A 13296-nucleotide genomic window follows, 5' to 3' on the forward strand; every position below is an offset into this window, starting at 1 on the left:
CCATCTCCCCTCCCCCCTAGGGGGGAGGGGAGATGGGAGCCCATCAGCTACGTTGCTCAACAAAAAGTAAGATTATTATTTGAGTGAGCTATCACCGTTGGGTAAGATTTTTAAATGAGTGGACACGGAGTTCGCAATCACTCATCTATAGCCTTCCCTAAAGCCATGCAACATGTTCCTCGCAACAGGATCCGTCCCTAGCGTAGCTTTTTCATGATGGGCTAAATGAAGCCGGCATAGGGCGATGATATTCTCCGGCAAGCCATGCTGCATAGCCAATGGCTTGAAGTATGTCTTCTGTCTTGAGTTCTGGGTAGGCCTTCAGAATTGCCTCGTTAGTCATACCAGAAGCCAGCAACTTGAGAACAAAGGCCACAGTAATGCGTAGTCCCCTAATGACTGGCTGCCCCATGCAAATCTCAGGATCCACAATTATGCGACCAAATGGTTTCGTCATGTCAAACCCTCCGTGTATTGATTCAGCTTCGCTAATGCCTCGTCAATCATCTTGCCAATATTATAGCCAATGCGCCGTCGTTTAGCTACACTTGGTGCTTCAAGAGCGCTTCACGATTCAAACACGCCTCGTTGCAGTCCTGACTGCCGGATATAGGATCCTCTTCTGCATGATAATATTGCTACCTCGCCTCCGCACCTCAACAAAGCTGTGCGCAGAAAAAATCACGCACAGCTCTTTGCCGCTAAGTACGCGCAACTCAAGCGCTAGGCTCCGTCCCTAGCGCTTGGCGTGGCTAAGATCTCTAGGACTCGGTCTCTCATATCTGGCCGGCTTAGGGCCATGCCGATATTGGCTTCTAGCAAGCCAAGTGGGTTGCCCGTGTCAAAGCGCTGGCCCACAAACTCGCATGCCCGCAGGGGGAGCCCGGCCTTAATCATCGACGCTAAGGCGTCCGTCAGTTGCAGCTCGCCACCCGCGCCGGGCGTTAACTGCTCTAAATGCCTAAACACCTCTGGCTGTAAGAGGTAGCGCCCAACCACCGCCAAATTGCTGGGAGCCTCACTCGGGCGGGGTTTTTCCACTATGCCCTTTATGAGGCCTGTGGCCTCGTCAATGCTTACTACTCCGTACTTCTCTGTGTCTTCAAGCGGAATGCGCTGCACGGCAATGACCGACTCGCTAGGGCTTTGCATCATCGCCAAAAGCTGCCTACACACCGGCACCTCGCTCAACACCAAGTCATCCGGCAGCAGCACAAAAAAGGGCTCCGAACCCGTGAAGCCCTTGGCGCAACCCACGGCATGCCCTAACCCCAAAGCCTGCTGCTGCCGCACAAACGAAATGCGGGCCAGCGCTGCCGGTGCAAGCACCTTAGCCAGCTGTTCAGTCTTCCCCCGCGCCTCAAGACAAGCCTCAAGCTCCGGCAGGCGGTCAAAGTGGTCTTCTATAGCCACTTTCCCCCGCCCAGTTACAATCAGTACATCGGTTACGCCACTCTGCACAGCTTCCTCAACCACATACTGAATAGCCGGCTTGTCCACCACCGGCACCATTTCCTTCGGTATCGCCTTCGCCGCCGGTAGCATCCGTGTGCCGAAGCCAGCGGCGGGTATTACAGCGCGGTATATAGTCATAGGCAAACCCCCTAATTCTAGGCTCCGTCCCTGTTGAGGGGATAGTGCGCGCGTGCGCGCACTATCCCCTCACAGCCCCAAGGTTAACTTGCAATCTTTGATGGTGTCCGACAATCCTTGATGCAATGATACATTTGGTCGCCATCCTATTTTCGCTGCTGTTTCAATATTTGCTTTCGAGTGCATGATTTCATTTTGCCGATATGGTAGTGAACCAAAGCGTAAGTAGGTATTAGCCTGGGTTAAATGAGCGACACGCTGCACGAAGTGTCTAATCGTGTTCGACTCGCCTGTGCCCAGTTCAAAATCTGTGTAGGCGGAGGTGAACTTCTCATAGCTATTGAGCATGCATGTGTAGGCTCTGACTACGTCCGAGACATATATGAAGTCTCGCTCTTGATCCCCTGCGGTCAATTCTAACTCTACAACGTTTCTCAGGCATTGCTCAATGATATAGGGTACGAATTTCTTGCTATCATCTCTTGGACCATACATATGCTCTAGCCTTACATTACAAATGCGCGTTGTCCTGGCATTTAATCTGAGCCATTCGCAGAACTGCCTCTTTGACAATGCATATCCACTTAAGTGTGCATAAGCGTGGTCAACCTTGCTAAAGAAGGTATCCGTGTTTATGAATGTTTTGGCGCCGTACAACTCAGCGTATTCATATAATCGGAGAGGGAAAACCATGTTGCTTAGCATTATATGCGAGCCCTCTTCAAGTCGCTGACCATAGCTTGTTGCTGCATGTATAACATGGTCGACCCCGCCAGCAGCATGAAAGGGGGCAGCCAAATCACCCTCGGAATCAAACCACTGCACTCGATGTTTGATATAGTCCACACGCCAAAGATCGGACGTTCTTCGCCGAAAAGCATACACCTCATGTCCAGTAGATAGAAGTTCTTTCAACAAATGGCTACCTAGAAAACCTGTCGCCCCCGTTAGCAACACTTTTTGTAAAGATGGAATGCTCATCTTGCCGCTCCTCTAAAAAAATCCTTGATGCTCTCGACGATAGCATCCACCATAGCTCTCTGTAGACCGGGATAAACACCCACCCAGAAAGAGTTACTCATAATCCGATTTGTATTAGAAAGGTTACCTACCGCCCTAAAACCGTCGTTGCTCTGTCTCATTTCATCAAAACATGGCTGCTTTAGTAAATTGCCTGCAAATAGCATTCTCGTTTGTATATTCCTGCGCTCTAGAAACTTGACAATTTCGTCTCGGGTAAAACCCGCATCATCTCTGACGGTTAGCATAAACCCAAACCAGCTAGGTTGGGTGCTTTCTGCGGCTTCAGGTAGAACCAGCTTGTCTGAAAGCGGATCGAGCTGGGCACGTAGTATCTCCCAATTTTGTGACCGTTGTTCGATGAAACTCGGTAATTTTTCTAATTGAGCGCATCCTATCGCGGCCTGCATTTCAGTGACTTTGAGATTGTACCCAAAATGTGAATAGACATATTTGTGATCATAGCCGTGGGGCAGTTCACCATGTTGCCACCCAAATCGCATTTGGCAGGTATCGTCGCTGCCCGATGGGCACCAGCAATCCCGCCCCCAGTCACGGAAGGATTCAATAATGTGTTTCAACTGCTGACTATTGGTGTAGACTGCACCACCCTCACCCATAGTCATATGATGTGGGGGATAAAATGACGAAGTTCCAATATCGCCAATAGTACCGGTATAGCGCCACTCGCCCTTGTAAAAATACTTGGATCCTAGCGCGTCACAGTTGTCCTCTATAAGCCAGAGGTCGTGTTGCTCGCAAAAAGACTTTACAGCGCTTAGGTCAAATGGGTTGCCTAGCGTGTGAGCTAACATTACCGCTTTAGTTCGCTTTGAGAGAGCTTTATCTAACTCAGCGCAGTCAATATTGTATGATGGCAGGGCTACGTCAACAAAAACGGGCACGGCTCCGTACTGAATAATCGGAGTCACGGTCGTAGGAAAACCAGCTGCCACAGTAATAACCTCGTCGCCTCGAGCTATCCTTCTCGCACCAAGCTTCGGCGAAGTGAGCGCCATAAAGGCAAGTAGGTTGGCTGAAGAACCAGAATTGGTCAGAGAGCAATATTTCACACCTAAGAAATTGGCGAATTCGCTCTCAAACTGCGCCGCATAGCGACCTGCAGTCAACCAAAAGTCCAGCGAAGCGTCAATGAGATTGGTGATCTCTCTCTGGTCAAATATGCGCCCGGCATAGGGGATACGGTCCCCGCTTACAAATGGTTTAACTGCCCTGTGCTCAGCTTCATAATACTTGACTGCTGCATCGATAGCCTGCTGACGCAACTCTTTTTTTTCATCCATACTTAGCACCCTTCCTTTCCCGAGAGAGAATAAAGGTTAATCTGCTCCTGGCATTTTGCTCTCATACATTCGTTTCGTGTGTAAGCCTGTGTCCAGTCTACGATACTATCGATCGCCTGGTCAATTGACCAACGCGGACGCCAGCCTAATTCTGCCCTAGCTTTAGAACAGTCAAGCCTGAGTGAGCGTGCCTCATGAGGATGCGAAGAAGCGTCAACAGAAAAAGCGGCATTACCGCCCCATTTTGTACAGAGACGGTTTACTATCCATTCAACTGGTTTAGCATCTTCATCAAGGGGGCCAAAGTTCCACCCCTCCGCATAGCGCGGACCTAGCTCGTACAGCCGCTGTGCTAGCAACATATACCCGCTAAGAGGTTCTAACACATGCTGCCAAGGCCTAATTGCATAGGGGTTACGAATAAAAATTTTTTCCTTTGCTAAAAGGGCCTTGATACAATCTGGAACAAGCCTGTCCGCAGCCCAGTCCCCGCCACCGATAACATTGCCTGCCCGTGCTGAGGCGACAGCTATACAACGTTCCGCATGGTGGATAGGGTTAAAAAAGGAACTGCGATAGGCATTCGTGACTAGCTCTGAGCATGCTTTGCTGCTAGAATACGGGTCATATCCACCCAATGCTTCGTTCTCCCGATAACCCCATACCCATTCTCTATTCTCATAACATTTGTCAGTGGTTACATTGACAAATGCTCTTACATTACTGCTTTGGCGCACAGCTTCGAACAAGTTTACTGTGCCCATTACATTAACCTCAAAAGTATCGCGCGGGTTTTGATAAGATTCTCTTACCAAGGGTTGGGCAGCCATGTGGATGACAATGTCAGGTCGCGCCCGCTTCACTGCGGCTACAAGCTTACTGTGGTCACGCACATCTCCAATGCCAGACTCTACTAGTTCATTAATCTTACACAACTCAAAGAGACTTGGACTGGTAGGCGGGGTCAGGGCATAGCCTGTTACTTCGGCACCCAGCATGTGAAGCCATAAACATAGCCAAGATCCCTTAAAGCCTGTGTGCCCAGTAACAAAGACTCGCTTACCATGCCAAAAAGAAGCTATCATCTCCAAACCTTCCATGCGGCGTTGCCAGCTCTCCACAATTCCTCAAGCTGATTCTTGTCACGAACCGTATCCATAGGCTGCCAAAAGCCGTGATGCTTATAGGCCACAAGCTCCCCTGACCGAGCCAAATTTTCTAGTGGGCCTCTCTCGAGAACAGTGTCATCGTTATCTATATACTGAAATACCGCAGGCTCCATAACAAAGAATCCGGAATTGACCCATGCCCCATCTCCCTTTGGCTTTTCCTGGAACGCGGTTACAACATTATTGTCCGCTAGACTTAGAGCACCGAATCTTCCTGCGGGCTGCGTAGTCGTAACAGTGGCCAACTTGCCCTGCGCGCTATGGTAAGCTAATAAGGCGCCGATGTCTACATTGGCAACTCCATCTCCGTAGGTAAGCATAAATGTATCTTCACCAACATATGGTTGAACTCGTTTCACTCGGCCTCCGGTCATGGTATTAAGCCCGGTATCAACTAAAGTCACACGCCAAGGCTCGGCAGAATGGGAGTGAACTACCTCTTGGTGGGATCTGGTGAAGTCGAAAGTGACATCCGACTCATGAATAAAATAATGCGCGAAGTATTCCTTGATGCTATAACCCTTGTACCCTAGACACACAACAAAATCATTGAACCCATAATGCGAGTAAATCTTCATTATATGCCAAAGTATAGGACGCTCCCCTATCTCGATCATAGGCTTCGGTTTGAGGTGTGACTCTTCACTTATCCTCGTACCGAAACCTCCTGCCAAAATAACCACTTTCATACTGCAGCCCCCCTTAACTCTACCGTTGCTCGGGTCACTTGCAAAGTCGATGCCACTGAGTCAATTACTCTACATCAAGACGTTGCAACAATCAGTCCTTTTTTTGTGGCATAAAAAACGGCATAGCTGTACAATATGCGCCTTGCACTAAGTTATCATGGTGCAAAACGACGACTTTATGCTGACTAGTTGCCCAGCGCAAAATACCATCTTCATTTGCGGCCGAGTCCTGGCATCATCGCTAACGCCTTCTGCCACCCTTGCCGCACGCAGATAACTGTTGGCCGGACTAGCCATCGGACTATACCCATATAAAACCATAGGTTGCTCCAGTGAATTGAGAGCATCTTCTGAGCGGAAATACTCTCCTCTGTTTTGACGCGTCCACCACGAATGTGTCGGTGGAGCATATAGGGCACGAACCACCGCCCGACTACTCCTCCTACCCACCTACGACACCTTCTAACTTGCCGTAATTGGAGTCCACCGCTCGCATATTCGTCCACAATTTCATCTAGCACTTTAAGGTAGATTACTGGCAAGGAGCTCTGCCATAAAGTAGACCCACTATCGGTTGCCCACTCCCTCACTCCATCCCCCGCCACAATGCAAGCTTTGCCATGATACCAGGCCTGTCGTCCAACAAATGCCTTGCTGAATACATAGCAGTGTGGGTATGTATTGTGTATTCGGGAAAACGCTCCGCTGACCGCAGCCTCATCCAAAGTAACCGATAGCCATAACGTTCGCCTGAACACATTCGCCATCACCGAACCCAACATGACGTTTTCAAACTTGGGGTCAACCAGTTCATCCCAAATGCATGCCTTGGAAATTTTGTGTGCCATAGCCGTTGCTTGCCAGTCAGCTTCCTTTGGCAGTCCCTCCTCGATTTCTCGAATCCACCCGCCAGCATTGGCACTTCGCAAATTAATGGAGTCGAACCCTATGCTGATAAAATCGATATTGGGCTGATTCCGAATTATGCCTAAAATGTCGCGCACTCCGCTGGCCAGAACAAAATCATCCGATCCAACTATCCAACAAAACGTGCCTGCGGACTTCCTTACTACTTCTAGAAAATTAGCTGCCATCCCACGATTCTCCGACAGAACTGAGTAGCGTACAACTACCCCTGGATTCTCGGAAGCTAAGTGTTGCACAACGTCGCAAATCGGTTCGGTTGACGCGTTGTCGCTAACAACTATCTCGACTAAATCCTCATAACCGCTCGCGGCCTTAATAGCACACCTTAGCGATTGTTCAAAAAGCAGCACCCGATTGTAGACCGGAATACAAATAGATAGTAGCGGAAAAGATATATCTCGCGATTGCAGCGTCATCATTCACACACCTCTCACATAACTCGCCTCAATGCTATATTTGCTTCATCATATTGACTCGGTCAAAGGGGGGATTTTGTTGCGTCCAAGCACCAGCAACTAACAAGTGGGACGATCAGGATGAAGCCAATGAATCTGGGCGTCGTCAAAATACCTCTTGCGCATCTTTAAAGTCGACCATCTCTGCTCCCATCTTTTCTCATTAATTGCTCACGCGTGTCTATCCCTAGACTATAAATAACGCCAGGGGTCACAAAAAACACCATGGATATAATGGGGACAGTCATCATCGTATTGATACAACCCAACAGAAAAAAGGTGATCATAGCGCACAAATACGTCTGTTTTTGAGTGCCTAAAACAAGGCGGCGATACACACACCGCACATTCGAATATAGGCTGACAAACAGAAGCCATGCGCCTACGATTCCATACTGGGCCAGATGGTCAAAGAAGGATGCATGCCCTCCAATCACATCATATGTGACGTAGACACCATATCTGCCACCAACACCTAAAATAGGGGCAGACAAAAATGTGCGGGCGGAAAGCGCTATTAAGCCTAATCGCCCTGCTGTGCTTATCGAACTCTCAAGACTAAGAGTCCTGCTAATTATTGCTAGTTCGTGAAAGCGCTCTGACAAAGCTTCGTGTCCCACTGAATCGCCGAGCACATGCAAGGCTGTACTCACAACAGGAGAGATTACCAGTAGAAACAATAGAATATATATGGTAGCTATTGCAAAATGCGAAGTGTTCTTTATTTTGAGGAGCAGCAACGTCACGGATATGGCCAATAGCAACAGCGCAATGGTGAAAGCGGCAGAGAAAATAGTATAAACAAAAATTACCGCCAAAGCAACTGCAGCAAATCTATGTTTTGCTAGAGTGCCGGCTCTAGTTGAACCGAGAATCGCGACGACAACAAATACGAGCCCATAGATAAATCCATAACTCCCTATGCCCATGCCTGCTAGTCCGATAGTCAGCTCCTCAATCCCAGTGGATAACAGCCGTGCAGCCATGGGATTCAGTGCCAAGCCTCGCAGCGTAGTAAGTGAAACAAAAAAAATGCAGATAAGCGCAAAAACGCTGAGCACTCTAACGGCAATCAAGTCGCTGCATTCCAAATAGTATCTAAAGAAGATCATGAAAAAGCCAATCCCAGCATAGTTAAATACACGGTCAAGTCCGGCACCATGCATATGACCGGCGAAAAAGAAAACACCATAGATTAAGAGCCATAAGTATACGCTATACGATTGAACGTTACGAACAATATATGCTCTGACGAACGCCTTTGGATTGGACAGAACGGCCAAGGCAGCCCACAATGCAAGCAACACTCCAAAAAAATGAACTCTCAAAAACCCAGGCACAATGCTCATCATCAATAACCCTGCAGCACTGGTATCCCGAAGCATTATGAGTAAAATAGTCTCTCTTTTTCTCGTTTGTGGCAAAAAAGACCTTTTCTGCACAGCTACCTCCATTGACAATTTCCTCCTCCCTTGCGCAAATATCCACACGATCTAATTTTTGACAAACACCTCTTGCCCCCTAAGACAAACGGCTTTACAGTCACACCCTTTGCAAGACTCTGCTTCTTGTACGGCGGTTCTGCGCGAATCAGATTCTTAGAACCGCGCTTCGACTAGCGAGCTTTCAGAAAGATTGCCCTCAGCATGAAACTCGCCTGCTAGGTCGCGCTACAGATATTCCAATTGCTGCTTGAGAAAATCGAAAGCAAGTCGTGACTTTGAATGGGTATTAGTATTGCACATAGCCACACCATTTACACTGAGACTCCGGAGCCAATACCCCACTTCCGTAGCACAAAGGCCTCAGCTCGAGTCACCCGCTCGTAGTAGTTGAACAAATTATATACCTTCATACATTGCAATGAGCCTCACGTCACCCTCGGTCGCTCCATAAATCCAAAGATGCTAAGTTAGGTGTGACAGGCAATGCTAAATGGCTGAAGCACGGTCCTATGCCTGTTTTCGCGAGTAACTCCACCTTCCAAGCATATTCACTGTTCCTTCGAAGGTGCCTTGTTGCAACGCATACGCGAACTCATTTACACGCATCGACAACGCCGGGTGTGCTACCGTGTGCCCAAAGTAAGTCAGTCTCCCGTGCAGCGGGAACGCCGAGAAAAGCAGACTGACTACCGCAATCGACAAGAGAACAGCTCCTCGCAGTGAGTTCTTGGCGTTAACTACATTCAGAGCGTACGCGACCACCACCAGCAACAGAGCCATGAATAGCCCAGCAGAGCATATTGTGCAGAGGAGGAGCGCTACTAGGGCAGCAAACTTACCCCAGGGATGTCTGATGAGATTCATGCGCAGCATGCCAACTATGGGAACTACAACACATACCGATCCGTAAACCAATCCGTAGCTACCGATATGTTGACCAGCAATGCCCTCGACCAGCTCGGCGCGCCCTGTAGCCAAAACTCTAGCTGCCATTGGATTATGCGCTAAAAACCGCGCCGTGTTTATCGAAATCCCAGCAATGGTAACTAAAGCTAGAACGATTAGTTGCTTTAGCGCTTACAGATCACCTTGATGAATGTAGCATTTAATAAACACACTCGAAAATCCTAGTCGAAAATGATTCATGAGACGAGAGACCTCGGAGCAACGACTAAACCTGACTGTACTAAAGTCATAAGTGATTGCCTCGTAGAAACTAGACGAACAATCGTCACCCCTGCACCTCTCTCCCAAAATTACACATGGAATTCTAATCCTGCACCTCAGATATCAGTTTTACAAGCTTGTCTACTTGAACATTCCATGTTTTTTCACGCAACACATATTCTCTGGCCGCAGTCGCTTTTGCAGCCAAAACATCGGGCGGTAGGGACAAAACAAATTCCAAGCCCGCAGTGATAGCGGATACTGAATCATCCTCAAAAACGTACATATGACTGAGATACTCCTCCGTCAATCCATTGAGCTTTGTTGTAATAATTGGCGTACCACTCGCCATATACTCAAGGATCTTGGAAGGAAAAGTGACTCTGCTGACTGGGTGGTCTACTAGGCGTGGATTTACAAGCAGAGTCGCAGCCTGCTGGGCAGTTATCACTTCTGAGTTAGGCTTTACACCCATATAACAAATTCTTAGATCTTCGCTACATGCTTTCTTTACATCAGGAACGAGAGGGCCATCTCCATACAAATCTAATCTAAATCTAGGGTTCTTAACATTCTTGGCTGCAGACAGCAAAGCGCGTATCCCGTTGTACTCAATGACCGCGCCGCTAAAAATGACCCGCAGGGCTTTGTTAGTAGAGTGGCCCAAAATATTGCTATCCGAGAGGGGGAAGTCGTTAGGATCGAGGCCCCCTTCTATTCGAACGGAACGCAATCCGGGCGCATACTCTATTGCCGCTCTGTCGTTTAGCACAACTACCGCAGAGAATTTTTTGATGCTACTCACTGTTGTGGCAGCCTCCAGACGCTGCGCAACACGGCCAACCAGACTTCTACTCATTACCTCTAAAGGCGGATCAGCTAAAATACAAATTACTTTAAACCCGAAAACTCTTGATGCCCATAGTAGTGGCAACGCCACGTATGGGTAGGCATTGTAACACAGGGCAATTTTAGGTTCACGCTTGAATTTCCAGCCCCATGCAAGTACCATAAAAAATGCGAAAACAATAAGGGTAAGTTGTTTTAACAGGAACACATTGATAAATGGGACTATTTTTGACTCCATGTGGCTTGTTAATTTCAATGTGTCAAACCCCATGCCAAGAATTCTCTCGCGTGGGTATGCTGCAACTGGGTACTCGGTTAGTATATGCAAATTTTGCCCATAGAGTTCAAAGAGTGCTTCCAAAAAACCAAGCTGCATTTTGTTCCCCGCCACTGATGGTCCGCGATGTCGTGTGCAGTCAACTGTTCTTATGGCACTCCCCAAAAAAAGCACTTTCAATTCGGGCACCTCACTTCCATGCGCCTACTTCTTTGGTCGTATTAACGAGCAAATCGCCTTAGCCCAGCTGGCAGCATCGTCGCCGTCACAATAAGTGACACTGCCTTTGTATTGGCCGATTACCTCTCGATACATTCCCAAGTTGTTGGCAATAATGTGGAGTGAAAAGCTTTGTGCTTCTAGCAGGGGCAGCCCGAAAGTCTCGACTTTGCTCGGGAAAACTAGGGCGTCTACAGATTGATAGTAATTCATAACTTGCTGGTAACTTAACTTGCCAGTTAAAACGACGTTCTCTTCAAGCTTGAATCCCTTTATGCAAGACCATGCTTTAGGGTTGTCGGGATCTAGCGTTAGGTAGAGCACGATTCCTTTCTTGCCAAACTTGTTCACAACTAATTCCATGGCTCGGTATAGAACTTGGTGATTTTTATACACAACACCACTTGCAGGATAAAATAGCTTTACCTCTCCCTTGAGGCCGCTCACGCCGCCCAACTCGCCAAGGTCAATTGTACCAATGTCCGGCCGTTCGACCACTATTTTTTCGTGGCTAACACGGCAACGCTCTGCCACACTACCTCTCATCCATTCAGTCTGAACGATCACTTTATCCGCCTCTGCAACACTTTTCTTTATAAGGTGGAAGTAAATGTTGCGATAGAACCACAGCATTCGCTCATCTTTGTTGAAGACGCCCCACTGATAGTCGAAAAACGGGAGGGACTGATGCACGTATACAGATTTGAACTTGACTCCACTTTTGAAGCCAAAAGGAAAATAGTTTTGCATAGAGAATAACTCGTCAGGCCACAATTTGTTTGCCCTACACCAATTTTGCATTCCAAGTAGGTTCCAGTAATCCCTACTTGTATAGTGAGGGTTAGCAGAGTTCTTCACTATCATGACATTGCTCGGGATGTTCACACTGTTACAGCTATCGGGAACAAACAAGTAGTACCTACTTGTGCGGTCTGCATTGAGGCTCAACCTTGCAATGTACTGGTTAAGTATAGTGAGCCCTCCGCCAGAAGCGAGAGATGTAGCATTAACCATAACAATCTTATTCATAGGAGCACGCTCCCCGCTCAATCATGAATGTCCCCCCACACCGTCCGGCGAACATAATCCGTATACGACAAAATAATCCGCAACACCTTGTCCGACACATTTGGTGCGTCGTAGTCGCGCACTAGGCGTATGGCACCTTTAGGTTGGGTTGCGAGTACCGCTAGCCCCTGCAAAATACGCTCTTTGGTGAGCCCCACCATCATGACCGCCGCCTCTTCCATGGCCTCGGGGCGCTCGTGGGCTTGGCGGATGTTTAGCGCGGGGAAGCCTAGGATGGAGGCTTCTTCGCTGATGGTGCCGCTGTCGCTAAGCACGGCTTTAGCGTGTAGCTGCAGCTTGATGTAGTCATTATACCCTAGGGGTTTGTGGATGTTGATGTGGGGGTGAAGTTCTAGCCCCTTGGCCTCTAGCCGCTTGCGCGTGCGGGGGTGAGTGCTAAAAATAACGGGCATGTTGTAAGTTGCGGCAACTGTGTTTAGGCTGTCGATTATATCAGTGAAGTTTACGTCGTTGTCGATGTTTTCTTCACGGTGGGCCGAAACAACGAAGTATTGTTCGGGCGTGAGGGCTAGGGTGTCTAAGATGCGCGATTTAGCGATGTCGTCACGGCGGGAATTTAGCACTTCGAGCATGGGGCTGCCGGTCTTTATGATGCGGTCTGGCGGCAGGCCCTCACGCAGCAAGTACTCGCGGGCGATGTCACTGTAGGTGAGGTTTATATCGGCGATGTGGTCGACGATTTTACGGTTGGTTTCTTCGGGGACGCGCTGGTCGAAACAGCGGTTGCCGGCCTCCATGTGAAAGATGGGGATGCGCTTCTTCTTGGCGGCAATGGCGCAGAGGCAGCTATTGGTGTCACCTAGTACAAGGAAGGCGTCTGGTTTTACTTCGTCAAGAACTGGGTCTATCTTGATTAAAATATGGCCGATAGTTTCAATCGCTGTGCCCGTGGCGGCGTTGAGCATGAAATCCGGACGGCGGAGATTGAAGTCCTTGAAAAAGACTTCGTTAAGCTCGTAGTCATAGTTCTGTCCGGTGTGGACGAGCACATGCTCAATGCTGGGCGATGCCTCAAGCTTTTGGATTAGCGCAGAGAGGCGGATTATTTCAGGGCGGGTGCCTACAACAGTCATCACTTTAAGTCTTTTCATGC

At 48.5% G+C, this 13296-nt stretch carries 12 protein-coding genes; all 12 read right to left on the minus strand.

The features are described from left to right. Positions 1-211 precede the first annotated feature (211 nt). Complete coding sequence (locus KGZ92_03600; protein MBS3888374.1) at positions 212-457, minus strand: DUF433 domain-containing protein; 246 nt, start codon at positions 455-457, stop codon at positions 212-214. A 266-nt stretch (positions 458-723) separates the two neighbouring features. Further along, positions 724-1593, minus strand: a complete 870-nt coding sequence (locus KGZ92_03605; GenBank protein ID MBS3888375.1) for a UTP--glucose-1-phosphate uridylyltransferase — start codon at positions 1591-1593, stop codon at positions 724-726. 69 nt (positions 1594-1662) lie between these two features. After that, a complete protein-coding gene (locus KGZ92_03610; protein MBS3888376.1) occupies positions 1663-2574 on the minus strand; it encodes an NAD-dependent epimerase/dehydratase family protein in 912 nt (303 codons plus the stop codon). Next, the gene (gene rfbH / locus KGZ92_03615; GenBank protein MBS3888377.1) at positions 2571-3917 is read right to left on the minus strand and encodes a lipopolysaccharide biosynthesis protein RfbH; all 1347 of its coding nucleotides are present in this window, start codon (positions 3915-3917) and stop codon (positions 2571-2573) included. Before rfbH ends, KGZ92_03610 begins: the two co-directional genes overlap by 4 nt. A gap of 2 nt (positions 3918-3919) precedes the next feature. Continuing rightward, entirely contained in the window at positions 3920-5017 is a 1098-nt protein-coding gene (gene rfbG / locus KGZ92_03620; GenBank protein MBS3888378.1) for a CDP-glucose 4,6-dehydratase, read from the minus strand. Further along, on the minus strand, positions 4999-5775 hold the full coding sequence (rfbF, locus tag KGZ92_03625) for a glucose-1-phosphate cytidylyltransferase (protein ID MBS3888379.1): 777 nt from the start codon (positions 5773-5775) through the stop codon (positions 4999-5001). Before rfbF ends, rfbG begins: the two co-directional genes overlap by 19 nt. A gap of 212 nt (positions 5776-5987) precedes the next feature. Beyond that, entirely contained in the window at positions 5988-7121 is a 1134-nt protein-coding gene (locus tag KGZ92_03630; protein MBS3888380.1) for a glycosyltransferase family 2 protein, read from the minus strand. Positions 7122-7285: 164 nt separating this feature from the next. Next, positions 7286-8611 (minus strand): hypothetical protein, encoded by a 1326-nt coding sequence (locus KGZ92_03635; protein MBS3888381.1) that lies wholly within the window; start codon positions 8609-8611, stop codon positions 7286-7288. 498 nt (positions 8612-9109) lie between these two features. Beyond that, positions 9110-9595, minus strand: coding sequence for a hypothetical protein (locus KGZ92_03640; protein ID MBS3888382.1), 486 nt, complete (start codon positions 9593-9595; stop codon positions 9110-9112). 277 nt (positions 9596-9872) lie between these two features. Continuing rightward, positions 9873-10994 carry a glycosyltransferase gene (locus KGZ92_03645; protein ID MBS3888383.1) on the minus strand — a complete coding sequence of 374 codons (1122 nt, stop codon included), beginning with the start codon at positions 10992-10994 and terminating at the stop codon, positions 9873-9875. A 105-nt stretch (positions 10995-11099) separates the two neighbouring features. After that, entirely contained in the window at positions 11100-11864 is a 765-nt protein-coding gene (locus tag KGZ92_03650) for a glycosyltransferase (GenBank protein MBS3888384.1), read from the minus strand. A 296-nt stretch (positions 11865-12160) separates the two neighbouring features. Continuing rightward, positions 12161-13294 (minus strand): UDP-N-acetylglucosamine 2-epimerase (non-hydrolyzing), encoded by a 1134-nt coding sequence (gene wecB / locus KGZ92_03655; protein MBS3888385.1) that lies wholly within the window; start codon positions 13292-13294, stop codon positions 12161-12163. Positions 13295-13296: the final 2 nt, after the last annotated feature.

The organism is Bacillota bacterium (assembly GCA_018333655.1).
Classification (GTDB): domain Bacteria; phylum Bacillota; class UBA994; order UBA994; family UBA994; genus BS524.

What these genes read in the sequence shown, in the direction of transcription:
- KGZ92_03600 (MBS3888374.1), bottom strand. Translation starts at nt 457, where the DNA reads ATGACGAAACCATTTGGTCGCATAATTGTGGATCCTGAGATTTGCATG.
- KGZ92_03605 (MBS3888375.1), bottom strand. Translation starts at nt 1,593, where the DNA reads ATGACTATATACCGCGCTGTAATACCCGCCGCTGGCTTCGGCACACGG.
- KGZ92_03610 (MBS3888376.1), bottom strand. Translation starts at nt 2,574, where the DNA reads ATGAGCATTCCATCTTTACAAAAAGTGTTGCTAACGGGGGCGACAGGT.
- rfbH (MBS3888377.1), bottom strand. Translation starts at nt 3,917, where the DNA reads ATGGATGAAAAAAAAGAGTTGCGTCAGCAGGCTATCGATGCAGCAGTC.
- rfbG (MBS3888378.1), bottom strand. Translation starts at nt 5,017, where the DNA reads ATGGAAGGTTTGGAGATGATAGCTTCTTTTTGGCATGGTAAGCGAGTC.
- rfbF (MBS3888379.1), bottom strand. Translation starts at nt 5,775, where the DNA reads ATGAAAGTGGTTATTTTGGCAGGAGGTTTCGGTACGAGGATAAGTGAA.
- KGZ92_03630 (MBS3888380.1), bottom strand. Translation starts at nt 7,121, where the DNA reads ATGATGACGCTGCAATCGCGAGATATATCTTTTCCGCTACTATCTATT.
- KGZ92_03635 (MBS3888381.1), bottom strand. Translation starts at nt 8,611, where the DNA reads ATGGAGGTAGCTGTGCAGAAAAGGTCTTTTTTGCCACAAACGAGAAAA.
- KGZ92_03640 (MBS3888382.1), bottom strand. Translation starts at nt 9,595, where the DNA reads ATGGCAGCTAGAGTTTTGGCTACAGGGCGCGCCGAGCTGGTCGAGGGC.
- KGZ92_03645 (MBS3888383.1), bottom strand. Translation starts at nt 10,994, where the DNA reads ATGCAGCTTGGTTTTTTGGAAGCACTCTTTGAACTCTATGGGCAAAAT.
- KGZ92_03650 (MBS3888384.1), bottom strand. Translation starts at nt 11,864, where the DNA reads ATGCAAAACTATTTTCCTTTTGGCTTCAAAAGTGGAGTCAAGTTCAAA.
- wecB (MBS3888385.1), bottom strand. Translation starts at nt 13,294, where the DNA reads ATGAAAAGACTTAAAGTGATGACTGTTGTAGGCACCCGCCCTGAAATA.